This is a genomic window from Burkholderia sp. BCC1972 (assembly GCF_905339605.1).
Taxonomy (GTDB): Bacteria; Pseudomonadota; Gammaproteobacteria; order Burkholderiales; family Burkholderiaceae; genus Burkholderia.
The window spans coordinates 133116-155765 of the sequence record NZ_CAJPGH010000001.1 but is presented as its reverse complement, the minus strand read 5'-3'; the positions used below and the strand labels follow the sequence as shown (position 1 = coordinate 155765).

Sequence of the window (22650 nt, the reverse complement as noted above, 5' to 3'; positions counted from 1 at the left end):
GACCGCCATGACATCCCGTTCCGACCATCCACCCGGCTCGCAGGCTTTCGAATCGTCGTTCGGCGCCACCTGCGTCGATGCCGACCACACGCGCTTCCGGCTGTGGGCGCCCGCGAGCCGCGCGGCCGCGGTCGAGCTGCACGACGACAGCGAACACGTGATCCCGATGACACCCGTCGGCGACGGCTGGTTCGAGACGGTCGCGCCGTGCGGCCCCGGCGCGCTGTATCGCTACCGGCTCGACGGCGGTCTCGTCGTGCCCGATCCCGCGTCGCGCTTCCAGCCCGGCGGCGTGGACGGCCCGAGCCAGGTCGTCGATCCGGCCGCCTATCGCTGGCGCCACGACGCATGGCGCGGCCGCCCGTGGCACGAGACGGTGCTGTACGAGCTGCACGTCGGCGCCTGCGGCGGCTACGCGAGCGTCGAGCGGCGGCTGCCGTCGATCGCCGCGCTCGGCGTGACCGCGGTCGAGCTGATGCCCGTCAATGCGTTTCCCGGCGCGCGCAACTGGGGTTACGACGGCGTGCTGCCGTTCGCGCCCGACACCTCGTACGGGCGGCCCGAGGAACTGAAGGCCCTCGTCGATACCGCGCACGGGCTCGGCCTGCAGGTGTTCCTCGACGTCGTGTACAACCATTTCGGCCCCGAAGGCAACCTGCTGCCGCGCTACGCGCCCGCCTTCTTCCGCACGGACCGGCAGACGGCATGGGGGCCGGCGATCGACTTCTCGTGCCCGCAGACGAGCGCGTTCTTCATCGACAACGCGCTGTACTGGCTCGACGAATTTCGCTTCGACGGTCTGCGCATCGACGCCGCGCACGCGATCGACGACGACGCGTGGCTGCGCGAACTCGCGCGCCGCGTGCGCGCGTACGCGGGCGACGCACGCCACATTCACCTCGTGCTCGAGAACGAGCGCAACGCGGCGAGCCTGCTCGGCCCCGGCGGCTTCGACGCGCAGTGGAACGACGACTTCCACAACAGCGCACACGTGCTGCTGACGGGCGAGCGCGACGGCTATTACCGCGCGTACGCCGACGCGCCGCTGCACCATTTCGCCCGCACGCTCGGCGAAGGATTCGCGTACCAGGGCGAACCGTCGCCGCTGCACGACGGCGCCGCGCGCGGCGAGCCGAGTGCGCACCTGCCGCCCACGGCGTTCGTCACGTTCCTGCAGAACCACGACCAGGTCGGCAACCGCGCATTCGGCGAACGGCTGCGCGCACTCGCGAACGACGACGCGGTACGCGCCGCCACCGCGCTGATGCTGCTCGCGCCGTCGATCCCGCTGCTGTTCATGGGCGAGGAAGACGGCAGCACGCAGCCGTTCCAGTTCTTCACCGACTATCGCGGCTTGCTGGCCGATGCCGTGCGCGAAGGCCGGCGCCGCGAATTCGCGGCGTTTCCCGCATTCGCCGATCCCGCGCATCGCGACCTGATTCCCGATCCGAACGACATCGCGACGTTCGTCCGCTCGTCGCTGCACCATCCGCCCGACGACACCTGGGCCGACGCGGCCGCCTGGCAGCGCTTCTACCGCAGCGCACTGGCCGTGCGCGCGGCGCTCGTGATGCCGCACCTGCCGGGCGCGCATGCACTCAGCGTGGAGCGGCTCGCGGGCGGCGGCGACCCGCAGGGGCTCGTCGCGCGCTGGCGCCTCGGCGACGGCAGCACGCTGACGATCGCGCTGAACCTCGGCTCGCACGATGCCGTGCTGTCCGAATTGCCGGTCGGCAAGCTCGTGTTCGAGACACCGCCGCGCGCCCGCGACCGGCTGCCCGACCTGCGGCTGCCGCCACGTGCGTGCATCGTGTGGCGCGACGGTGCGGTCAACCACGATGCGCGGCACCACCGCGCGAACGGGCAGGGCCGATCATGACGACCGACGTCTCGATCGCGGTACTCGCGCAGGCGGCCGGCCTGGAAACCGACTGGATCGACGCAGGCGGCGTCGCGCGGCGGGTGGACGACGACGCGCTCGCCGCGCTCGTCGACGCGCTCGGCTGGCCGTGCGGCACGGCGGCTCAGCGCGTCGACAGTGCCGCGGCACTCGCCGACGAGAACGCGGCGCCGCCGCGCATCGTGACCGGCGACGCCGGGCAGCCGCTGCCGCTGCCGGCTGCCGTCGCGCCGCCGGGCGCGCGCTTCCGGATCACGCTCGAAGCCGGCGGCCACGTCGACGGGCGGGTGGACACGCACGGCGCGCTGCCGCCGCTTGCGATACCCGGTTATCACGCGCTCGACGTCGGCGATCAGCGCATCGGGCTGACGATCGCGCCGCCGCGCACGCGCCCGTTCGACACGCGTGCGGCCGGTGCGGACAACCGCTGGGGCATCGCGGCGCAGCTCTACAGCCTGCGCCGCACCGGCGACGGCGGCGCCGGCGACTATACGGCGCTCGCACGGCTGGCCGCCCACGCGGCGCGGCACGGCGCGCAAGCCGTGGCCGTCAGCCCGACGCACGCCGGCTATCCGGCGCTGCCCGCGCACGACAGCCCGTATTCGCCGTCGTCGCGGCGCTGGCACAACGTCGCGTATCTCGACTGCGACGCGGTGCCGGGCGCCGAGGCCGCATACCCCGAATCCGGTGCGCCGCCCGATACGCCGCTGATCGACTGGCCGCACGTGCTGCCGATGAAACTGCGCCGCCTGCGCGCGTGCTTCGACGCGTGGCATGCCGGCGCCACGCCCGAGCGCGACGCGTTCCAGCGGTTTCGCGCGGCGGGCGGTGCGGCGCTCGACGCGCACGCGCGCTTCGATGCGCTGCAGGCGTTCTGTCTCGAACACGGGCTCGGTGCGGACTGGCGGCAGTGGCCGGCACCGTGGCGCACGCCGGGATCGGCCGAAGTCGATGCGTTCGCGCACGCGCATGCCGACACGATCGTGTTCCACGCCTTCCTGCAGTGGTGCGCGTCGCGCGCGCTCGGCGACGCGCAGCACGCGGCGCGCGGCGCCGGCATGGCGACCGGGCTGATCGCCGATCTCGCGGTCGGCTCCGATCGCGCAGGCAGCGACGCGTGGGCGCATGGCGCGACGCTGCTGCGCGGCGTGTCGCTCGGCGCGCCTCCGGACCAGTTCAACGCGGCCGGCCAGGCGTGGGGCGTGACGACCTGGACACCCGCGGCGCTGCGCGCCGACGGTTTCGTGCCGTTCATCGAACTGTTGCGCGCCACGTTCGCGCATGCGGGCGGCATCCGCATCGATCACGTGCTCGGTTTCGCACGGATGTGGATCGTGCCGGACGGCGGCGCGCCGCGCGACGGCGCGTACCTGCGCTATCCGCTCGACGACCTCGTGCGGCTCGTCGCGCTCGAGGCGGCCCGCCATCGCGCGATCGCGATCGGCGAGGACCTCGGCACCGTGCCGGCCGGATTCCGCGAACGGCTCGGCGCACAGGGGATCGCGGGCATGCGCGCGCTATGGTTCGAGCGCGATGCGGACGGCACGTTCCGGCCGCCGTCCGCGTGGGATCGCGACGCCATCGCGACGACGTCGACACACGATCTGCCGACCGTCGCCGGCTGGTGGCGCGGTGTCGACCTGGCATGGCGGCGGGTCGCGGCCGCTGCCGCGGCAGGTGCCGCGCAGCGGGACGACGCAACGGATGCGCGCGACATCGCCGCACCGGCGCCGGACGACGCGAGCGCACACGACTCCGACGAGATCGTGCAACGCACGGTGCCCGGGCCTGACGCCGCCGACGCCGCGCAACCGCCCGCCTGTCCCCCCGACCTGCTCGCCGCGCACGCGGAACGCGCGACCGAACGCGCCGCGTTATGGCGCGCGCTGCAGCAAGCGGGCTGCGCACCGGCCGACAAGGCGACCCCGCCGACCGACGCGCCGCCGGTCGGCGCGATCCTCGCCTACGTCGCGCGCAGCGCGTCGCCGCTCGCCATCGTGCCGCTCGAGGACCTGCTCGCGCTGGACGCACAGCCGAACCTGCCGGGCCCGCCGTGCGGCCATCCGAACTGGCGGCAGCGGCTGCCGCGCACGATCGACACGCTGTTCGACGCCGACGTGCGCGAACGCATCGCGGCCGTCGTGCACGCGCGCCGTTCGCGGGAGCGCGGCACATGACGCCGCGCGCGACGCTGCGCCTGCAGCTTCATGCGGGCTTCACGTTCGACGACGCAACCGCGCATGCCGACTACTTCGCACGGCTCGGCGTGAGCCACCTTTACCTGTCGCCGGTCGCGACAGCCGAACCGGGCTCGCGGCACGGCTACGACACCGTCGACTACGACGTACTCAATCCCGAACTCGGCGGCGAAGCCGGTTTCGTCCGGCTCGTCGACGCGCTGCGTGCCCGCGGCCTCGGCGTGATCGTCGACATCGTGCCGAACCACATGGGCGTCGGCGGATCGTCGAACGGCTGGTGGAACGACCTGCTCGAATGGGGCCCCGCGAGCCCATACGCGCGCTACTTCGATATCGACTGGCACCCGCCCGACCCGGCACTCGACGGCAAGGTGCTGCTGCCGTGTCTCGGCGTGCCCTATGCCGACGCGCTCGCGGCCGGCGACATCACGCTCGGCGCCGACCCGGCCAGCGGACGCTTCTTCGTCGCGTGCCCCGGACGGCGGTTGCCGGTGGCGGCCGCCACCTACGCGGACATCCTGCGCATCGCGAACCGCGCGGACCTGAACGCGCTCGCCGAGCGCTTCGATGCCGCGCCGCCACGCGACAGTGCGCGGCTGGCCGCCGCGCACGCGGCGCTGCGCGATCACGCGGCCGCGCACGGCCCGCACGCGCTCGACGCCGTGCTGCGCGGCGCCGACCCGCGCATCGCGCGTTCGCGTACCTGCCTGCACCGGCTGCTCGAACGCCAGCACTACCGGCTCGCGTGGTGGCGCACGGCCGCCGACGAACTGAACTGGCGGCGCTTCTTCGACATCGCGACGCTCGCAGCCGTGCGCGTCGACGACGACGCCGTATTCGACGCCGTTCATGCGCTGCCGCTGCGCCTGCATGCGGCCGGGCTCGCCGACGGCGTGCGGGTCGATCACGTCGACGGCCTCGCCGATCCGCGCGCGTACTGCCAGCGGCTGCACGAGCGACTCGCCGCGCAGGGCCGGGCGCAGCCGTATGTGGTCGTCGAGAAGATCCTCGCGCCCGGCGAGACGCTGCGGGCCGACTGGGCCGTGGAAGGGACGACCGGCTACGACTTCATGAACGATGTCGGCGCGCTGCTGCACGACCCGGCCGGCGCCGCCCCGCTCGCCGCGCACTGGGCCGCCGTGTCGGGGTCGTCGCGCATGTTCGCGCAGGAAGCGCTCGACGGCAAGCGGCGCGTGCTGATGCGCCAGCTCGCCGTCGAGCATGCGCGCGTGGCGCGACTGCTGCATGCGATTGCACGGGCGTCGCCCGCCACCCGGGACGTCAGCCGGATCGCGATTCAGCGCGTGATGGGCGAACTCGCGGTACGGCTGCCCGTGTACCGCATGTATCCGGCACCGCGCGACGAGCCGGCCGATGCCGACCGTCGCGTGCTCGCACAGGCCTATGAAGGCGCGCGCGCGGCCATCGATCCGGCCGACCGGTTCGCGCTCGATCGTGTCGCCGCCTGGCTGGGCCTGCCGGTCGTGCGCGTGCCGCGCGCAGCCCCCGACGCGCTGGTCGCGGCGCGCATCGCATTCGCGCAGCTCACCGCACCGCTCGCCGCGAAAGGCGTCGAGGATACGGCCCACTATCGCTACGGCCGGCTGCTGTCGCGCAACGAGGTCGGCGCCGATGCCGGCGACTTCAGCCTGTCGCGCGGCGCGTTCCATGCGCGGAACCGGCACCGCGCGCGCACCGTGCCGCACGGGCTCCTCGCGACGGCCACGCACGACCACAAGCGCGGGGAGGACGCACGTGCGCGGCTCGCGGTGCTCAGCGAGATGCCCGACGCGTGGCGCGCGGTATCGCTCGACTGGTCGGCGCTGAACCTGCCGCATCGCGGCCGCGCGCATCGCGACCTCGCGTGGGCGCCGGGACCGGCCGCCGAGGCGATGCTGTATCAGACGCTCGTCGGTTGCTGGCCGCCGGCGCTCGCGCCCGACGATGCCGCCGGGCTCGTCGCACTCGCCGCGCGCGTGGTGCAGTGGCAGACGAAGGCCCTGCGCGAAGCGAAGCAGCATACCGACTGGCTGGCGCCCGCGATCGATTACGAGCAGGACTGCGCGGCATTCGTCCGCGCGATCCTGACGCCGCGCGGTGCCGGCGATTTCGCGCACCGGCTGCATGCGTTCGTCGCGCGGATCGCGCCGGCCGGTGTCGTCAACAGCCTGGCGCAAACGACGCTGCGGATCGCCTCGCCCGGCGTGCCAGACCTGTATCAGGGAACCGAATCCTGGGATCACTCGCTCGTCGATCCGGACAACCGGTGCGACGTGCCGTTTGCGGCGCTGGCGGCCGAACGGGTCGACGAACCGGTCGCGTCGTATCTGTCGACATGGCCCGACGGGCGCGTGAAGCGAGCGCTGGTCGAGCGGATGCTCGCACTGCGTGCGCGGTGGCCGACGACGTTTGCGGATGGCGCATATGTGCCGCTGCGGGTGCACGGCCGCCTCGCGCGCCACGTGGTGGCATTCGCGCGGTGCGACGATGCGGCTACGGTGGTGGTCGTGGCGACGCGGCTCGCGTGCCGGTTGCTGGGCGAAGCGCCCGGGTTGCCGCGCGTGGAGCCCGCGCAGTGGGGCGATACGGCGGTCGCGCTGCCGCGCGGCAGCGCCGGACCGTGGACGGACGCGTTGGATCCGCGGGCCGCCGTCGATGCGCCGGGAGGCAGGCTGGCGCTCGATCGCTGCCTGGACGGGTTGCCCGTCGCCGTGTTCGTGGCGGCGCGAACGACGAATCGGGGTCCCTTAGAATACGATCGCGCCCCGTAGTCCAATCCAATCGAGGCCCTCGTCACCTTGGGGGCCGCTGCGTCCAATAATGGGGCTGGACGTAACTTCCCATGACTGTCGCCTCCACGCTGCGGTCAGTGGCGCGAAGATAATCAAATTTGTACAAAACAGGCCGCGCATAATCGTTTTTGTACATCCGAAATCGATTACGCACAAAACACGCGTTTGTATTCGATTTTGAGCAGAGGCTCAGCAACGTCCTCGCGAAAGAAATGCCCGTTCTGCAACAACCCGGTATTTGGCCCGCTATCGTCGATGCGGTTTCTGCGGCATTTCGCGACGGTGAATCGGTCGATGTCGCGATTGCCGATCGTTACCGGCCCGAACGGCCTGCGGGCCAGTAAACGCCCGACCTCACGACCACTCCTCCGGCGGCGTCGCCCCGCTGTCGTCCTCCCACAGCGGCTTGCCCTTCCCGTCGCCATCGCGCGCCGCCACCGGCCCGCTTGCTCCGCGCGCCGTCGACCGCCGCGTGTCGCGCGAGGTCGCCGTGGTCGCACGCGCCCGCGTGCGCGTCGGCGTCACGGTGCGTTGCCCATCCCTGCGGCGCGTGTCGGTCGCGCCTGCGTCGTTCGCCTGTCGTGCATTCGAAGCCGCGTTCATCCTTTCTCTCCCGTGTCATCAGAAAATGGCCGACCGATTGCCGCAATTTCGGTGCCGAATCCGGGCAAGCATCTTGCTGCGTCATGTCGTCCCGAATTGATGCCCGGAGGTGACGATGCCGACCGACCGCAACCCGCCGCCCGCCACGCGCCGTCGGCTCGGCGAATGGATGGCGCGCGAAGAAGCCCACATGGTCGCGTTCCGCGAGAAGATCGCGGCCGACGCCCGCGCGCATGCGGGCGACCGGCTGCGCACGCCCGCCGTGCAGGCACTCGCGCGGCTGTTCGACGACGACGCCGTGCTGCGCATGAGCCTGACCCGCGCGATCGACGAAGCAATCGAATCGGGACACCGGCTCGGCTACACGTCGATCGGCGAGTTGATGACCGTGATCGATCATCTGATGACCTACACGCCGCCGTTCAGCGAGGAAAGCCTGATCGTGTGCCCGCTGAACGCGTTCTTCGACTGGCCGATGTGCATGCCGTCGGGCCACGCGGTGTTTCGCGACGCGGCCGTCAACGCGCAATTGAAGCGCGTGCTGAACGTATGGTGCGATTTCCTCGGCGGCCCGCATTCGCGCGCGCATCTCGACACGTCGGCGCCCGACGGCTGGTTCTGCGACGAAGCGCGCAAGCGCCTCGGGCTGTCGCAGTTCCAGTATCGCGAAGACCAGCCGCACTGGGGCTTCGATTCGTGGAACGACTTCTTCACGCGGCGCTTTCGTGACGGCGCGCGCCCGGTCGCGGCGCCCGACGATCCGCACGTGATCGTCAGCGCGTGCGAGGCCGCGCCTTATCACACCGAGTCGAACGTCAAGCTGCGCGACACGTTCTGGATCAAGGCGCAGCCGTATTCGCTGCGCGACCTCTTCACGCCCGCACGGCTGTCGCTCGCCGAGCGCTTCGTCGGCGGCGACGTGTACCAGGCTTACCTGAGCGCGTACAACTACCATCGCTGGCATGCGCCGGTGCGCGGCGTCGTCACGCATGCGTACCGCGTCGACGGCACCTACTACTCGGTCGCCGAAGCGGAAGGCCCGGACCCGGCCGGCCTGAACGATTCGCAGGGCTACACGACGGCCGTCGCCACGCGCGCGGTGGTCGCGATCGCCTGCGACGATCCCGGCATCGGCACCGTGGCAGCCGTGTTCGTCGGGATGGGCGACGTGTCGTCGTGCGTGGTCGAGGTCGTGCCGGGACAACGCGTCGACAAGGGCGACGAAATCGGCTACTTCCAGTTCGGCGGATCGACGTACTGCCTGCTGTTCGAGGCCGGCGTGATCGACCGCTTCCTGCATGCGCCGCCGTTCGACGGCCGGACACCCGTCGTCCAGGTCAACGCGTCCGTCGCGATCGCGCGGTAAGCGCCGCGCGAGGGCGCGTCACGCATCGGTCACGTCGTTCAGGTCGCTAGCGTCGATCGTGTCGGGTTCGGGCACGTCATGCCGCTGCACGCACCGCAGCACCGACAGCCCGCCGGCCGTCAGCACGGGCCGATGCTCGCCCGACGCGTCGTCGCGCTGCATCACGATCAGGTGTTGTTCGACGAGTGCGACGACGTCGTCGCGGTCGATCTGGATCTGCTCCGGTGCGTGATGCACCAGGAACAGCGCGGCAAATTCGTGGGCGGTCAGCATGCTCGTTTCCCCGTTGGCGGCTGCGTGCGACGCGACGAACGCGTCGCGTCGGCATGCGGCGCGAATCGTGCGCCGGCGACGGGTAATGCATGCAGGGACCATGCCGGCCGACACCGCGCGACCGGCCTCCGCCGGGTCGGCGCCCGGCGCGATGCGGCACCGCGCGCCGACCGCGCCGCGCTGCAAAGTTTTCAACGACATGTAATGCCGGACGGGCCGCGGAGCGCGGCCGCGTCAAGGCTTGCGCGGAAACAGGCCGGCGCGCGCACGGCCGGCCGGCGCACGGAAATAGCCGCTGTGCAGCACCACGTCGCCGCCATTGCCGTTGGCCAGCACGTCCGCGCACGCGGCCTCGATGCGCGCGCGGCCGCGTTCGAACGCGTCGCGCAGGTCGGCCTCCAGCGCGGATTGCGCGCCGAAATGATCTTCCAGCGATTCGACCGTGATCGCGCAGGTTTGCGGCGCGCCGTCGACCTCGACGACGAAGCGCAACTGCAGCGCCGCGCCGTCGAATACGGGCGGCGCGTCGGTCAGCGTCACGCGGCGTGGGGAATCGGCCGGCATGGGCTCAGGCGCCCCGCGCCGCGAGGCGGTCGACCAGCGCGCCGTTGAACGCCGGCAGGTCGGCCGGCTTGCGGCTCGTGATCAGGTTGCCGTCGCGCACGACTTCCTCGTCGACCCACTTGCCGCCCGCGTGACGGATATCGTCCTGCAGGCTCGGCCAGCTCGTCATCGTGCGGCCCTCCACGAGCCCGGCCGACACGAGCAGCCAGCCGCCGTGGCAGATCGCCGCGATCGGCTTGCCGGCGCCGACGGCCGCCGTCACGAATTCGCGCGCGGCCGGCAGCATCCGGATCGCGTCGCCGTTCACGACGCCGCCGGGCAGCACGACCGCGTCGTAGTCGCCTTCGCGCGCATCGTCGAACGTGCGGTCGACCTTCACCCGGCTGCCCTTGTCAACGTGCCGGAAACCCTGGATCTCGCCGCGCTTCTGCGAAATCACGTCGACCTGCGCGCCTTCGGCCGCAAGCGCGCGCTGCGGTTCGACGAGTTCGGCTTCCTCGAAACCGTCGACCGCGAGGATCGCTACCTTGCAATGATCCAGCCTGCCGCTCATGAATGCCTCCTTCGGTGTGTCGGCACATGTCGTGCCATGGCGATTGCGCAGCAATCGGCGTGCCGGCACGGCCGCCCTATCGCGGCACCGCCGGGGGAACGACCCGCGATCACGCTCGCCCGCACGGGCATACGCGTGCGGCGTCGCCGCGCTGCAAAGATTTCAACGGGTCTGTAACCGGACGCGGCCGGTCGGGCCGGCGTGATTACTGCAGGCGACGCGCCGCGTCCAGCATCGAATCGGTCAGCTCGATCGTCAGCGTCAGGTTCTCGTCGGTGTCGGGCAACTGGTCGAGCGTCTGCTGCACGGCCTCGTGCAGCATCGCATGCACGCGCATCCGCGCGCCGTCGTCGAGATCGGCGTAATGCTCCATCGTGTCGCAGTCGAGCGCGAGCACGACCGAATGCCGCGCGGCCTCGGGCGGTGCTTCGTTCGCAAGCGCCCACGCCGCATGAAACATGATCCGGCCCGTTTCGACGTCGACGTGGACCGTCGTATCGAGATCGTCCGCGTCGGCCGCATCGCCGTCGACCGCTTCGTTCTCCAGCAAGATCCGGGAATTCGATTGCATGATGTCCTCCTGCGTGGTGGTGGCGCGCCCGTCCTGGCAACCGCGCCGCCATCGCGCCGTGCCGGCCGCGCCGGCACGACACCGTCAATAACCGCTGGAACCCGCGCCGCCTGTCCCGCCGCCGCCCGGGCCCGTCGATCCGGTCGAACCGCCGTTGCCGGCGCCCGTGCCGCCCGTGCCGCCCGTGCCGCCGACACCGCCACCCGGCGCGCCGCTGCCGCCTTCGCCCGCGCCGTTGGGGCCGCCGCCCGGCTTCACGTGGGCGGCCGATCCGCCATGCGAACGCATGCCGTGCTTCGCGCCTTTCTGCTTCGGACTGGCCGGCGGCGGCGGCGCGGCCGTATTGCCGTTGGCGCCGGGCGTCGACATGTCCATCGACGGATTCGGCGCGCCCGTCCCCTCGTCCGGGCGTTGCGAATTCTGCGCCCACGCGGCCGGCGCGGCCGTGACGACCGCGACCGCCGCGCACGCAAGCACGCCGCGCGCGACAAGCCGCGCGACACACTTCGATTCGGTTACTGACTTCATGGCGTTTCTCCCTGTTGATGGTGCCCTGGTGAACATTCCTGATGAACATTCCTGCCCGTTCCTTTCAGCAAGGCCCATGCCGTCATCGGCCTGTGCGCGGCGCGGCACGCGGTTTGCGTCACCCGTCTTCGTACGTTCGTTTCGTGCCCCCTATGGAGCCCCTGCCATGCCTTCCGCTTCCGCCTCCCACGCGCACGGCAAGCGCCTCACGCGCCGCGCCGGCCGCGCCCGCAGCGCCGATCCGAACCACCGCAAGCGCTGGTCCGGCGAAGTCACGCAAAAAAGCGATGCGCTCGACATCGAGCCCGACATCTTCAAGTCCGACGATCCGGCGGCGATTGCCGCATCGCTGAAGCATTCGGCCGAACACAGCCGCCGCCGCAAGGCGTCGCCGTTCCAGTCGGCGATGTCGATGCTGAACTTCTACGTGAACCGCGCAGGCCGCCATCTGCCGAAAACGCGCCGCACGACGCTCGAACGCGCGAAGCGGAAACTGCGCGAGGCGTTCGGCCGAAAGCCCTGACGGCTTGCGCGTCCGCCCTGCCGACTCGCCGCGACCGCACGCATGCACGAGACGCTCTGGTACCTGATCATCGGCGCCGTCCTGCTGGGCATGGGCGTCGCGACATCGGCGCTGCGCCACCTGCCATGCAGCACCGCGATGATCTATCTCGTGCTCGGCATCGCGCTCGGCCCGGCCGGCGCCGGCCTGCTGCAGCTCGACCTCGAGCGCGACGCCCGGTTGCTGCGCGAAATCGTCGAAATCGCGCTGCTCGTCTCGCTGTTCGCGATCGGGCTGCGGCTGCGCGTGCCGCTGTCCGACAAACTGTGGCTCGTGCCATGCCGCCTCGGCCTGCTCGCGATGGTCGTCACCGTGCCGCTGCTCGCCGCCTGCGCGGTGCTCGCGCTCGGGCTCGGCTGGGGCCCCGCGCTGCTGCTCGCGGCGATCCTCGCGCCGACCGACCCCGTGCTCGCGCACGACGTACAGGTGCACGATCCGGGCGATCGCGACCTCGTGCGCTTCGCGCTGTCCGGCGAAGGCGGGATGAACGACGGTATCGCGCTGCCGTTCGCGCTCGCAGGGCTCGCGCTGTGCGGCGCGCGCGACGTGACGCATGGCATTGCGCCGCTGTCCGGCACGTTCGCGCTCGTCGCGCTGTGGGGCATCGCAGGCGCGGCCGCGATCGGCGGCAGCCTCGGCTGGGTGACGACGAAGACGATCGGCTGGCTGCGCACGCGTCACGCGCAGGCGCTCGGCCTCGAAGGCTTCTTCGCGCTCGCGCTGATCGTGCTGTCGTTCGGCGCCGCACAGCTCGCACATACATTCGGCTTCATCGCGGTGTTCGCGGCCGGTGTCGCGATGCGCCGCGTCGAGCACCGGGCGAGCGGCGACCGGCCGCCGCGCGAAGTGATCGGCCAGATCGATTCGGAAGACGTCGTCGCCACCGAAAAGCATCCGGAGAAGGCACACGCGTTCATGGCCGAATCGGTGCTCGGCTTCACGATCGAACTCGAACGGATCGCGGAAGCCGTCGTGATGACGATGATCGGCAGCGTGCTCGCGACGCTGCCCGGCCCATTGATCACGTGGGGCGCGGCCACGCTGGCGGCCGTGCTGTTCGTCGCCGTGCGCCCGCTCGCGGTGCTGCTCACGCTCACCGGTTCGCGCGCGACGCATGCGCAGCGGCGGCTGATGGCATGGTTCGGCATCCGCGGCATCGGCTCGTTCTACTACCTGCTGTTCGCGCTCGAGCACGGGCCGTCCGATGCGGTGCGGTCGCTCGCAGCGCCGGTGCTGGCCGTCGTGTCCGCGTCGGTGGTCGCGCACGGGATCTCCGCGACGCCGCTGATGAACTGGTACTACCGGCTGCAGCATCGGCGCTGACGCGTTCATGTTTCCGCCGCGAGCCGCGCGCGCATCGCGGCGGTGATGCGCTGGCGCGTCTTCGCGTAGCCTTCCCACGGATCGCGCTTCAGCGCATCGAGCCGCTCGTGCAGCGTGTCGATCGTCCATTGCGCGCCGCCCGTCGTATCGGGCACCTCGTCCCAGTCGAGCGGCACCGACACGCCCATGCCGGGCCGCGCGCGCACCGAGTACGCGGCGATCGTGCTCGCGCCGCGGCCGTTGCGCAGGTAATCGACGAAGATCTTGCCGCGCCGGTGACGCGGCCCCATCGTCGCGGTGAAGCGCTCGGGCAGCGTAGCGGCGACATGCTGCGCGACCGCGCGGGAGAAATCCTTCACGTCGTCCCAGCCCGCATGCCGCGTAAGCGGCACGACGACGTGCAGCCCCTTGCCGCCGCTCGTCTTGCAGAACGATACGAGCCCCAGCTCGTCGAGCAACCCGCGCACGAGCTGCGCGGCGTCGATCATCGCGCGCCACGGCAGCGCCGGGTCGGGATCGAGGTCGAACACGATGCGGTCGGGCCGCTCGACGTTCGACGCATGCGCATTCCACGTATGCAGCTCGACCGTGCCCATCTGCGCGGCGCCGAGCAGCGCGTCGACGCCGTCGATCGACAGCAGCGGCCCGTGGCCGGGGTCGAGCCCGGCGTGCTGCGTGACGAACGGGATCTCGCGTCGTTCCGCATGCTTCTGGAAGAACAGTTCGCCGGCAATCTCGCCCGGCGCGCGCACGAGCGACACGGGCCGGCCTTTGAGGTCGGGCAGCAGCCACGGCGCGACCCATTGCCAGTAATGCGCGAGGTCGATCTTGCGCGTGCCGCTTTGCGGGTCGATCACGCGATCGGGATGCGTGATGCGCACATGGCCGACCTGATCGGCGCCGGACGCGCCGCGCGCACGGCCGGCAGACGCAGGCGATCGTGCGCGCGACCGGCGGCCATGCGCGGCATCCGCATGCGGCTCGGGCGGGTGTCGGTCGTGCGCTGCACGGGGTTCATCCATCGTCGCCTCCGTTTCGGGTTGCCGCGGCACCTCGCGGACGATCTGCCGCGCCGGCTTGTCTTCGCGCAGCGCGACGAACGCCGCCTGCCGCACGATCCCGTCGCCCGTCCATTCCGCGAACTCGCACTCGGCGACGAGCGTCGGCTCGACCCAGTGCACGCGCGTGCGCGACCGTTCGCGCGGCGGTGGATCGAACGGCGTCGTGTCGCGTTCGTGCTTGCGCAACGTGGCCGCGAGCCGGTCGAGCAGGCGCGTATCGAACCCGGTGCCGACGCGGCCGACGTAGCGCAGCGGCGGCGCGCCGCGCGACCGCTTGCCGCCCGCGGCGGGTTCGTACACACCGAGCAGCAGCGCGCCGAAGCCATGCCGGCTGCCCGACGGCTCGGTATAGCCGCCGATCACGAACTCCTGCCGCCGCCTGCATTTCAGCTTGATCCACGCAGGCGAACGGCCGCCGCGATAGCGCGAATCCGCGCGCTTGCCGATCAGCCCCTCGAGCCCCGTGTCGCACGCGCTCGCGATCAGCGACGCGATGTCGTCGCCGAGGTCGGGCGAGTAGCGCAGCCGCGCGGGGTCGCTGCGGGCGAGCAGCGGTTCGAGCCGCGCGCGACGCGCGGCGAGCGGCGCGTCGCGCAGGTCGTATCCGTCGAGGAACGGCAGATCGAAGACAAACAGCGTCACGGCGTCCGAGCGCCCTGCGCCGAGCGCGTTCTGCAGCGCCTGGAAATCGGGCAGGCCGTCGGCGCCCAGCACGACGGCCTCGCCATCGAGCCACGCATTGTCGACGTCGAGCGCGGCAAGCGCGTCGCGCTGCGCGCGCAGTTTCGCGGTCCAGTCGCGGCCTTCGCGCGTCATCAGCACGACGTGCCGCCGCGCGCCGCGGCCCGCGATCCGCGCGAGGATCCGGTAGCCGTCGAATTTCACTTCGTAGCGCCAGTCGCCGTGCGCAGGCGGCCCGTCGACCAGCGTCGCGAGTTGCGGCGCGACGCGCTCGGGCAACGCCGCGCGCACGGCGCCGTCGATGTCGGACAGATCGGCCGACGCATGTCCTGCGTCGTCGTCGCGACGCGCGGTGCGCGGGCCGGACGCACTGCCGTCGCCGCGCTTCCTGCGCGCGGCCGGCGTGTGTTCGTGATGGACGCTGCCCGGCCGCCGCGCGACCACGTCGAACGCCTCGGCGTCGCGCGCGTCGTCGTCGCGTTCCTTGATCAGCAGCCATTGCTCCTGGCGGCCCTGCTGCCGCCCGCTGCGCACGAGCGCCCAGCCGCCGTGCAGCTTCGTGCCGTCGAGCCGGAACGTCAGCTTGCCCGCCCGGTAGCCGTCGCGTGCCTGCGCGACGCCGCCGTCGGGCGTCCACGTGCCTTCGTCCCAGACGACGACCGAGCCCGCGCCGTAATGGCCGGCCGGAATCTCGCCTTCGAACGACGCGTATTCGAGCGGATGATCCTCGACGTGCACGGCCAGCCGCTTCACCGACGGGTCGACGCTCGGCCCCTTCGGCACGGCCCACGACTTCAGCGTGCCGTCGAGTTCGAGACGGAAGTCGTAATGGAGCCGCCGTGCGTGATGTTCCTGGATCACGAAGCGCAGCGGCCGGGCCGCGCGCGCGGGCGGTCGAGGCTTCTGCGCATGCGCATCGGCATGCGCGCGCCGCCGCCCGTGCGCGCCCTCGGGTTCAGGGTTCTCGTCGAAGCGGCGCTTGCGGCGATACGGTTCGAGCTTGCCGGCCATCGCGTTTCCCTCCGTCGTGCGCCGTCATGCAGCATGCTTGCGGCGCGCGGCGGTCTTCTTCGCCGCGTGCGCGCCGGTCGCACCGTGCTTCGCGGCCGTGCGTTTGGCGGGCGCCTTCGCCGCGCCTTTCGCCGGCGTTTTCGACGCCGGCTTGCGCCGCGCGCCGGCGCCACGCGACGACACCGGCGCCTCGGCCTCCCCTTCGTCGTCCGCATCGGCCGCACGCGCCCCGCCCTTCAGGCTGCGCTTGAGCAGCTCGGTCAGGTCGACGACGTTGGACGCCGCGCGCCCCGTCTGCGCGGGCCGGTCCTCGATTTCCTCGATCCGGCCCGCGCGCACCTTGCGCTCGACCAGCTCGAGGATGTCGTCGCGAAACGTGTCGTGATACTCGTCGGGCGTCCAGGTGCCCGACATGTCGTCGATCAGCTTCTTCGCCATCGCGAGTTCGCGCGCGCTGACGCCGGCGCGCTTCGCGTCGCCGGCCGGCACCGACAGCTCGTCGAGCGGGCGCAGTTCCTCCTGCCAGCGCAGCGTATCGAGCGCGAGCAGCGGCCCGACCGGAATCAGCGCACCGAGATGCTGCCGGTCGCGCATCACGACATGCGCGATGCCGATCTTGCCGCTGTCCTTCAGCGCGTCGCGCAACAGTGCATAGACCTTCTCGCCCTTGCGGTCCGGCACGAGGTAGTACGGCGTGTCGAGATACAGGAACGACACGGCGTCCTCGTCGACGAACGTGACGATGTCGACCGTCTGCGTCGATTCGGGGTTCGCCGCGCGGATCTCGTCGTCGGTCAGCACGACATAGCGTTCCTTTTCATACTCGTAGCCGCGCACGATGTCCTCGCGCGTGACCTCCTTGCCGGTGCGCTTGTTGATCTGCCGGTAACCGACCGGGTCCATCGAGCGCTTGTCGAGCAGCCGGAACGACGGCTTCACGGTACGCGTGGCCGGGAACAGCTGCACGGGCACGTGAACGAGCCCGAAGCTGATCGCGCCTTTCCAGATCATCCGTGCCATCGATGCCCTCCTTGTGGCGTGTGGCGCCCCCTTCATGCAGCGAACGTCAGGGCCTGCGGCAGCGGCTGCGCCGCACGATGCTGACGTGGCCGTTGCGCTCCAGGATCGCCGCGTCGACGTCGGCCAGGTCGGTCGCGCCGAGTGCCTGCCGCACGCTTTCGCGGATGTCGGTCGGCGTGATCAGCGCGGCACGCATCTGCGCGTCGTCGAAGCGGCCGTGGTGATACACCTCGCGCTCGACACCCACCAGCAGCCGCTCGAGCCGGCGCGAGCGCACGCAGGCCCAGCCAATCGCGCGATGCAGCAGCGCAATCGCGAACGACGCCGCGACGGTCGCCACGAACGGCGACGCGCCGACCACCGCGCGGCTCAGGATCGCGCCGAGCAGGATCCCGACCACGTAGTCGAACGGCGAACGCTGGCCGAACGCCCGCCGCCCGGCGATGCGGATCAGCACGAGCGCGATCATGGCCACGACGATCGCGCGCAGCACCATCTGCCCGGGGCCGAGCATCCGGCCCTGTCCGAACAGCGCGACGACGGCGTCCATGATCGCGCGGCGCTAGGCCGGCAACTCGGCGGCCTGCGGCTCGCGCGCCCAGACGCGATGCTGGCCGAGGTCGTCCGACAACGTCTTCAGGATCGCGTCGAGATCGACGGCCTGCCCGACGCACACGCCTTCGGCCGGATCCGGCAGGTGCGCGGCACTCAGCAGTTGCCGCCCCGACCCGACGGCCGCGATCGGCTTCAGGTGCTTGAACGCCTCGCGCACGAAATGCCGTGCGTCGGCGCTGTGCGCGAGGTCGCGGCCGTCGCCGTCGCCGCCGCAGACGAACACCGCGTCGAACATCACCGACGGCATGCCGGCCAGCGTCGCCTGCGGCACGATGCTGCCGATCGGCGCGAGCGTCGGCGCGACGATCGTCGGCACCGCGTGCGCGGCCTGCAGCGCGTCGCGCACCTGCTCGACGAGCGTCTGGCTCACGCCCGGCGTCGCGATCAGCGCAATCTTGCGCGAGCGGATGCCGGGCTTCGAGCGCCTGATCAGGCTCAGCGCGGGCGAGCGCTGCGCGACGGCCGGCGTCGCGGCCGCCTGCGGCGCGGGCAGCCCGAGCCGTTCGGCGACCTGCGCGGCGAGCCCCGCGTCGAAGCGCGCGATCGTTTCGTTCACCACACGTTCGCGAATCTGCGGCTGCGTCACCTTGCCGAGTTCGAAGCAGTACGCGTCGCGAATATGCCGCTGCTCGATCTCGGTCATGCTCTGATAGAACAACGCGGCCTGCGAGAAATGGTCGGCGAACGATTCGCTGCGCACGCGCACCTTGTCGCCTTCGAGCGGCTCGTGCACGGTCTCGAAGCCGCCGCCGGACGGCGCGGGCGGCGTCTCGCGCGGCCAGCCGCCGCTCGTGGAATTCGGCTCGTACGACGCCTGCCCGACGTTGATCGTCTGCCGGTGCAGCGCGTCGCGCTGGTTGTTCGCGAACGGGCACACCGGCCGGTTGATCGGAATCTCGTGGAAGTTCGGGCCGCCCAGCCGGCTCAGTTGCGTATCGGTGTACGAGAACAGGCGCCCCTGCAACAGCGGATCGTTCGTGAAGTCGATGCCTGGCACCACGTGGCCCGGATGAAACGCGACCTGCTCGGTCTCCGCGAAGAAGTTGTCGGGATTGCGGTTCAGCGTCATCCGGCCGATCGGCCGCACCGGCACCCGTTCTTCCGGCACCAGCTTGGTCGGATCCAGCAAGTCGAAGCCGAAGGTGTCGGCATCGGCCGGGTCGATCATCTGCACGCCCAGTTCGAACTCCGGATAGTCGCCGCGCTCGATCGCCATCCACAGGTCGCGCCGGTTGAAATCCGGGTCATGGCCGGCGATCCGCTGCGCCTCGTCCCACAGCAGCGAATACGCGCCGCTCACCGGGCGCCAGTGGAACTTCACGAAACGCACGTCGCCGGCCGCGTTCACGAAGCGGAACGTGTGCACGCCGAAGCCGTCCATCGCGCGAAAGCTCGCGGGCAGCGCGCGATCCGACATTAGCCACAGCACCATGTGCGTGGCTTCCGGCACCAGCGACACGAAATCCCAGAACGTGTCGTGCGCGGATGCGCCGGTAGGCATCTCGTTCGGCGCCTCGGGCTTCACCGCATGCACGAAGTCGGGAAACTTGATCGCGTCCTGGATGAAGAACACCGGCATGTTGTTGCCGACGAGGTCGTAGTTGCCTTCCTCGGTGTAGAACTTCACCGCGAAGCCGCGCACGTCGCGCACGGTGTCGGCCGACCCGCGCGGCCCCTGCACCGTGGAGAAGCGCACGTACACCGGCGTTTCGGCGGCCGGGTCCTGCAGGAACGCGGCCTTCGTGTAGTCGGCCATCGGTTCGTAGACGCGGAACACGCCGTGCGCGGCCGAGCCGCGCGCGTGCACCACGCGCTCGGGAATGCGCTCGTGATCGAAGTGCGTGATCTTCTCGCGCATGATGAAGTCTTCGAGCAGCGACGGGCCGCGCGGGCCGCCGCGCAGCGTGTTCTGGTTGTCGGCGATCCGTACGCCCTGGTTGGTGCGCAACGCCTCGTGGTCGGGCCGCACACGGTTTTCGTCGAGCTGGCGCGACTTCGCGCTGTCGGGCGACGGCGCGGACGAAGTCTTGCCGGCTGAGGGGGAATGGGTCATCGATAGGTCCTCGTGGCATTCGGGTAGGCAGCCGCCACGCGCGCCATCGCACTGCGGCACGCGCGGGCGGACAGCAGGAAAAGCCGGCGCGGCGCGGGCCGCGACAGCGCCCGCGGGGCCGGCTGCGGCGTCAGGGCGCGCGCAGCGCCGCGTCGAATTCGGCGCGCGTCACGTCGAGCGCCACGTTGCATTCGATCGCGGCATCCTCGACGCGCGGCTTGTGCTCGTCCACTGCGCGCCGCGCGCGGTCACACAGCTGCGTGCGCACGCGCAGCCGGTCGGCCGCGTCGAGCGATGCGTAGCGCGTGATCACGTCCGGATCGAACCGCAGGTCGACGGTGCAGCGCCAGTCGCGCGCCGTGGCCTCGGCCGGCACACGCACCCACGACACCTGGATCGTCAGCCGGCCGGAGGCGTCGTCCGAGTGCACGACGACGGTCGACTGCGAAGGAAAGCCGATCGCGAGCGCATGTTCGAGTTCGGCCACGCGCTGCGACCGGTCGGGCGCGTCGCTCATCGTCGCACGACGCCCAGCAGCAGCGTGACCAGGAAGATCACGACGAAGATGTAGAACAGGATCTTCGCGATCTCGGCCGCGCCGGCCGCGATGCCGCCGAAGCCGAACACGGCCGCAATGATCGCGATGATGAAGAAGATGATGGCGTATCGAAGCATGGAACCCTCCTGGATGACAGCGGTCGTCACCAAACGTCGTCGTCGGTCACGCATCGTGCTTGTGTTTCGGTTTGCCGCGCGCGGGCGTGGAAGCCATTTTCTCGAGCTCTTTCTCGCTCATCGATTTGGCCATCGACTTCGCCGGCGGCTTGAGGTCCTTCATTTTCGTGTCGCCGCGCTTGGCCGACAGCGCGGCGCCTGCGGCACGTTGCTGGGCCTGGGATTTTGCTGGCATGGTTGCGCTCCTGTTGAATGCGCGGGCCGATACGACGGGCGGCGTCGCGCGCGGTTGATTCGCCAGGCAAGCCGTCACGCGGCATCGCGGCGCCGCAGGTCGGCCGGCGGAATCTTCATCGCCTGGCGATACTTCGTCACCGTGCGACGCGCAAGAAGAATGCCGCGCCCCGCGAGGTTCTCCGCGAGCGCGACGTCGGACAGCGGTTCGGTATGCCGCTCGGCCGCGATCATGTCGCGGATCAGCACCTTCGCGGCCGATGCCGAACACACGCCCTTGCCGGCCGCCTCGAGCTTGCGCGGGAAGAAATGCTTGAACTCGAACGTGCCGTGCGGCGTGGCCATGTACTTGTTGCCGGTCGCACGCGACACCGTCGATTCGTGCAGGTCGAGTTCTTCCGCGATGTCGCGCAGCACCAGCGGCTTCATCGCGATCTCGCCGTAGCGGAAGAAGTCGCGTTGCCGCGCGACGATGCATTCGCCCACGCGCTGGATCGTGTCGAAGCGCTTCTGCACGTTGCGGATCAACCAGCGCGCCTCCTGCAGTTGCTGGCCGAGCGGCGAATCGCGCTCGCCGCTCGACTGCGCGAACAGCGTCGCGTAGCGCTCGTGCAGGCGCGCGCGCGGCAGCACGGCCGGGTTGATCGTCACGATCCATTCGTCGCGTACCTGGCGCACGATCACGTCGGGCACCACATAGTCGCCGCGCGTGCTGCCGTAGTGATTGCCGGGCCGCGGGTCGAGCCCGCGCACCAGCGCGCAGGCCGCATGCAGCGTCTGCGGGTTGCAGCCGAGGCGCCGCTGGATCTCGGCCGTCTCGCGGCGCGCGAGCCGTTCGAGATGCTCGCGCGCGATCGCTTTCGCTTCCGCCAGCGCCGGCGTGCCGGCCGGAATCGCATCGAGCTGCAACGTCAGGCATTCGGACAGCGAACGCGCGGCAATGCCCGGCCGGTCGAGCATCTGCACGAGCCGCAGCGCGATCGCGAGATCCTGTTCCGACAGCAGCAGCGCCGGATCGGCCGCGATCAGCAGCTCGGGCAGTTCCTGGCGCAGGTAGCCGTCGTCGTCGAGCGCATCGATCACGATGCGCGCGGCTTCGCGGTCGCGCCTGTTCAACGGATACAGCCTGAGCGCATCGTGCAGCTGCTGATGCAGCGACGGCTCCGCGGCGATCCATTCGCCCGGCGACAGGCCGTCTGCATCGTCGCCCTGGCGATTCGTGCCGCGCGGCGCGGGTGCGGCCGTAAACGGCACCTCGCCGTCCGGCGGGCGGACTTCGTCGGGTTCGGGCGTCGCTTCGGGCGCGGCCGTTTCGGCCGGCTGCTCCGGCGTGCCGGGAGCAGGTTCCTCGTCGCCCTGGCCGTCTTCGAGAAACGGATTCATGTCGAGCGCCTGCCGCAATTCCTGTTGAAATTCGAGCGAGGACAACTGCAGCAGCCGCAGCGACTGCTGAAGCCTCGGCGTAAGTGCCAGATGCTGTCGCATCTGCAGCGCAAGCGAGACGGACATCGAAAGCCTCCTGACGGTACGGTTCGCGGTAAGTCGTTGACAGGATTCACGCAGCTTTCGTGCCAGTCCGGCGACGCGCGTCGCACGGCGGCTCTCGCGGATTTGCCCCCCGTTTCGCGATGGGCCGGGGCCGCTTTTTTACAAGCCGGCGGCAAGTTTGGGGCACGTATTTCGCTCGTCGGGAAGCGCGCGGCGGCGCGGCATGCCGTGCGTCACGCGCTGCCGGCCGGTTCAGTACTGCATCGGCGGCGGCGTGCCCGGCAGAGGCGGGTCGCCCTGTACGCCGTTCGGGCCCGGCGGCGGGACGTCGGCCGGTTCGCCGCCGGCCGCGCCTTGCGGCATCGTGTTGCCCGGCGACGGACGCGCGTCGTAGCGCGTATTCGCATCCGGCATCGTCGTGGTCGACTGCGCGCCACGGCCGTCCGGCGGGGCAGGCGGCGCCGCACGCGCGCCGTAATTGCCGTTCGTCGGTTGCGTGCAGGCGCCCAGCGCGCACGCGGCAGCGAACGCACAGGCGCCCGCGCGTATCGTCTGGATCGTGTTCATCGAAATCCTCCC

The 22650-nt window shown here is 70.9% G+C and carries 21 protein-coding genes; 6 read left to right on the top strand and 15 right to left on the bottom strand.

Going from position 1 to position 22650, the window contains the following annotated elements:
• The first annotated feature begins 7 nt into the window (after positions 1 to 7).
• From treZ to treY, 3 genes are read left to right on the top strand one after another with little or no spacing between them, the layout of a single operon-like run.
• A complete protein-coding gene (treZ, locus tag U5798_RS00750) occupies positions 8 to 1879 on the top strand; it encodes a malto-oligosyltrehalose trehalohydrolase (RefSeq protein ID WP_322080859.1) in 1872 nt (623 codons plus the stop codon).
• Positions 1876 to 4077, top strand: coding sequence for a 4-alpha-glucanotransferase (gene malQ / locus U5798_RS00745; protein WP_322080858.1), 2202 nt, complete (start codon positions 1876 to 1878; stop codon positions 4075 to 4077). Before treZ ends, malQ begins: the two co-directional genes overlap by 4 nt.
• Positions 4074 to 6869, top strand: a complete 2796-nt coding sequence (gene treY, locus U5798_RS00740) for a malto-oligosyltrehalose synthase (protein ID WP_322080857.1) — start codon at positions 4074 to 4076, stop codon at positions 6867 to 6869. Before malQ ends, treY begins: the two co-directional genes overlap by 4 nt.
• Positions 6870 to 7244: 375 nt before the next feature.
• Here treY and U5798_RS00735 read toward each other — a convergent pair whose 3' ends face one another.
• Positions 7245 to 7493, bottom strand: coding sequence for a hypothetical protein (locus U5798_RS00735; protein WP_124452514.1), 249 nt, complete (start codon positions 7491 to 7493; stop codon positions 7245 to 7247).
• A 115-nt stretch (positions 7494 to 7608) separates the two neighbouring features.
• Between U5798_RS00735 and U5798_RS00730 the strand changes: the two genes are divergently transcribed.
• A complete protein-coding gene (locus tag U5798_RS00730; protein ID WP_124452512.1) occupies positions 7609 to 8859 on the top strand; it encodes a phosphatidylserine decarboxylase family protein in 1251 nt (416 codons plus the stop codon).
• Between the two features lie 18 nt (positions 8860 to 8877).
• Here the strand turns inward: U5798_RS00730 and U5798_RS00725 are convergent, their stop codons facing one another.
• The 5 genes from U5798_RS00725 to U5798_RS00705 form a co-directional block, all read right to left on the bottom strand.
• Positions 8878 to 9132 (bottom strand): hypothetical protein, encoded by a 255-nt coding sequence (locus U5798_RS00725; RefSeq protein WP_124452510.1) that lies wholly within the window; start codon positions 9130 to 9132, stop codon positions 8878 to 8880.
• Between the two features lie 234 nt (positions 9133 to 9366).
• On the bottom strand, positions 9367 to 9696 hold the full coding sequence (locus U5798_RS00720) for a DUF1488 domain-containing protein (RefSeq protein WP_322080856.1): 330 nt from the start codon (positions 9694 to 9696) through the stop codon (positions 9367 to 9369).
• Between the two features lie 4 nt (positions 9697 to 9700).
• On the bottom strand, positions 9701 to 10249 hold the full coding sequence (locus tag U5798_RS00715; protein ID WP_124452507.1) for a type 1 glutamine amidotransferase domain-containing protein: 549 nt from the start codon (positions 10247 to 10249) through the stop codon (positions 9701 to 9703).
• A 205-nt stretch (positions 10250 to 10454) separates the two neighbouring features.
• The gene (locus tag U5798_RS00710) at positions 10455 to 10820 is read right to left on the bottom strand and encodes a hypothetical protein (protein WP_124452505.1); all 366 of its coding nucleotides are present in this window, start codon (positions 10818 to 10820) and stop codon (positions 10455 to 10457) included.
• Positions 10821 to 10904: 84 nt separating this feature from the next.
• Positions 10905 to 11348 (bottom strand): hypothetical protein, encoded by a 444-nt coding sequence (locus U5798_RS00705; protein WP_322080855.1) that lies wholly within the window; start codon positions 11346 to 11348, stop codon positions 10905 to 10907.
• Positions 11349 to 11514: 166 nt separating this feature from the next.
• Here U5798_RS00705 and U5798_RS00700 point away from each other — a divergent pair, with 166 nt between their 5' ends.
• Positions 11515 to 11871, top strand: a complete 357-nt coding sequence (locus tag U5798_RS00700; protein WP_322081196.1) for a DUF3175 domain-containing protein — start codon at positions 11515 to 11517, stop codon at positions 11869 to 11871.
• 42 nt (positions 11872 to 11913) lie between these two features.
• Positions 11914 to 13233 carry a cation:proton antiporter gene (locus U5798_RS00695; RefSeq protein ID WP_322080854.1) on the top strand — a complete coding sequence of 440 codons (1320 nt, stop codon included), beginning with the start codon at positions 11914 to 11916 and terminating at the stop codon, positions 13231 to 13233.
• 5 nt (positions 13234 to 13238) lie between these two features.
• On the opposite strand, the gene ligD is transcribed toward U5798_RS00695, so the two are convergent.
• The 9 genes from ligD to U5798_RS00650 all read right to left on the bottom strand — a co-directional run bounded on the left by ligD (position 13239) and on the right by U5798_RS00650 (position 22638).
• Positions 13239 to 15986 (bottom strand): DNA ligase D, encoded by a 2748-nt coding sequence (gene ligD / locus U5798_RS00690; protein WP_322080853.1) that lies wholly within the window; start codon positions 15984 to 15986, stop codon positions 13239 to 13241.
• Positions 15987 to 16010: 24 nt separating this feature from the next.
• Positions 16011 to 17006, bottom strand: a complete 996-nt coding sequence (locus U5798_RS00685; protein ID WP_322080852.1) for a Ku protein — start codon at positions 17004 to 17006, stop codon at positions 16011 to 16013.
• A 46-nt stretch (positions 17007 to 17052) separates the two neighbouring features.
• Positions 17053 to 17556, bottom strand: coding sequence for a DUF421 domain-containing protein (locus U5798_RS00680; protein ID WP_322080851.1), 504 nt, complete (start codon positions 17554 to 17556; stop codon positions 17053 to 17055).
• 12 nt (positions 17557 to 17568) lie between these two features.
• The gene (gene katE, locus U5798_RS00675) at positions 17569 to 19674 is read right to left on the bottom strand and encodes a catalase HPII (protein ID WP_322080850.1); all 2106 of its coding nucleotides are present in this window, start codon (positions 19672 to 19674) and stop codon (positions 17569 to 17571) included.
• A gap of 130 nt (positions 19675 to 19804) precedes the next feature.
• Positions 19805 to 20191, bottom strand: coding sequence for a DUF3022 domain-containing protein (locus U5798_RS00670; protein WP_124452491.1), 387 nt, complete (start codon positions 20189 to 20191; stop codon positions 19805 to 19807).
• Positions 20188 to 20349, bottom strand: a complete 162-nt coding sequence (locus tag U5798_RS00665; protein WP_006767422.1) for a DUF1328 family protein — start codon at positions 20347 to 20349, stop codon at positions 20188 to 20190. The genes U5798_RS00670 and U5798_RS00665 overlap by 4 nt, the downstream gene beginning before the upstream one ends.
• 46 nt (positions 20350 to 20395) lie before the next feature.
• Positions 20396 to 20584 carry a DUF3008 family protein gene (locus U5798_RS00660; protein WP_124452772.1) on the bottom strand — a complete coding sequence of 63 codons (189 nt, stop codon included), beginning with the start codon at positions 20582 to 20584 and terminating at the stop codon, positions 20396 to 20398.
• A gap of 74 nt (positions 20585 to 20658) precedes the next feature.
• Positions 20659 to 22092 carry an RNA polymerase factor sigma-54 gene (gene rpoN, locus U5798_RS00655; RefSeq protein WP_124452489.1) on the bottom strand — a complete coding sequence of 478 codons (1434 nt, stop codon included), beginning with the start codon at positions 22090 to 22092 and terminating at the stop codon, positions 20659 to 20661.
• A gap of 231 nt (positions 22093 to 22323) precedes the next feature.
• Positions 22324 to 22638, bottom strand: a complete 315-nt coding sequence (locus U5798_RS00650; protein WP_124452487.1) for a hypothetical protein — start codon at positions 22636 to 22638, stop codon at positions 22324 to 22326.
• Positions 22639 to 22650 lie beyond the last annotated feature (12 nt).

Excerpts from the sequence above, each read along its gene's own strand:
- treZ (WP_322080859.1), top strand. The coding sequence starts at position 8 with ATGACATCCCGTTCCGACCATCCACCCGGCTCGCAGGCTTTCGAATCG.
- malQ (WP_322080858.1), top strand. The coding sequence starts at position 1,876 with ATGACGACCGACGTCTCGATCGCGGTACTCGCGCAGGCGGCCGGCCTG.
- treY (WP_322080857.1), top strand. The coding sequence starts at position 4,074 with ATGACGCCGCGCGCGACGCTGCGCCTGCAGCTTCATGCGGGCTTCACG.
- U5798_RS00735 (WP_124452514.1), bottom strand. The coding sequence starts at position 7,493 with ATGAACGCGGCTTCGAATGCACGACAGGCGAACGACGCAGGCGCGACC.
- U5798_RS00730 (WP_124452512.1), top strand. The coding sequence starts at position 7,609 with ATGCCGACCGACCGCAACCCGCCGCCCGCCACGCGCCGTCGGCTCGGC.
- U5798_RS00725 (WP_124452510.1), bottom strand. The coding sequence starts at position 9,132 with ATGCTGACCGCCCACGAATTTGCCGCGCTGTTCCTGGTGCATCACGCA.
- U5798_RS00720 (WP_322080856.1), bottom strand. The coding sequence starts at position 9,696 with ATGCCGGCCGATTCCCCACGCCGCGTGACGCTGACCGACGCGCCGCCC.
- U5798_RS00715 (WP_124452507.1), bottom strand. The coding sequence starts at position 10,249 with ATGAGCGGCAGGCTGGATCATTGCAAGGTAGCGATCCTCGCGGTCGAC.
- U5798_RS00710 (WP_124452505.1), bottom strand. The coding sequence starts at position 10,820 with ATGCAATCGAATTCCCGGATCTTGCTGGAGAACGAAGCGGTCGACGGC.
- U5798_RS00705 (WP_322080855.1), bottom strand. The coding sequence starts at position 11,348 with ATGAAGTCAGTAACCGAATCGAAGTGTGTCGCGCGGCTTGTCGCGCGC.
- U5798_RS00700 (WP_322081196.1), top strand. The coding sequence starts at position 11,515 with ATGCCTTCCGCTTCCGCCTCCCACGCGCACGGCAAGCGCCTCACGCGC.
- U5798_RS00695 (WP_322080854.1), top strand. The coding sequence starts at position 11,914 with ATGCACGAGACGCTCTGGTACCTGATCATCGGCGCCGTCCTGCTGGGC.
- ligD (WP_322080853.1), bottom strand. The coding sequence starts at position 15,986 with ATGGCCGGCAAGCTCGAACCGTATCGCCGCAAGCGCCGCTTCGACGAG.
- U5798_RS00685 (WP_322080852.1), bottom strand. The coding sequence starts at position 17,006 with ATGGCACGGATGATCTGGAAAGGCGCGATCAGCTTCGGGCTCGTTCAC.
- U5798_RS00680 (WP_322080851.1), bottom strand. The coding sequence starts at position 17,556 with ATGGACGCCGTCGTCGCGCTGTTCGGACAGGGCCGGATGCTCGGCCCC.
- katE (WP_322080850.1), bottom strand. The coding sequence starts at position 19,674 with ATGACCCATTCCCCCTCAGCCGGCAAGACTTCGTCCGCGCCGTCGCCC.
- U5798_RS00670 (WP_124452491.1), bottom strand. The coding sequence starts at position 20,191 with ATGAGCGACGCGCCCGACCGGTCGCAGCGCGTGGCCGAACTCGAACAT.
- U5798_RS00665 (WP_006767422.1), bottom strand. The coding sequence starts at position 20,349 with ATGCTTCGATACGCCATCATCTTCTTCATCATCGCGATCATTGCGGCC.
- U5798_RS00660 (WP_124452772.1), bottom strand. The coding sequence starts at position 20,584 with ATGCCAGCAAAATCCCAGGCCCAGCAACGTGCCGCAGGCGCCGCGCTG.
- rpoN (WP_124452489.1), bottom strand. The coding sequence starts at position 22,092 with ATGTCCGTCTCGCTTGCGCTGCAGATGCGACAGCATCTGGCACTTACG.
- U5798_RS00650 (WP_124452487.1), bottom strand. The coding sequence starts at position 22,638 with ATGAACACGATCCAGACGATACGCGCGGGCGCCTGTGCGTTCGCTGCC.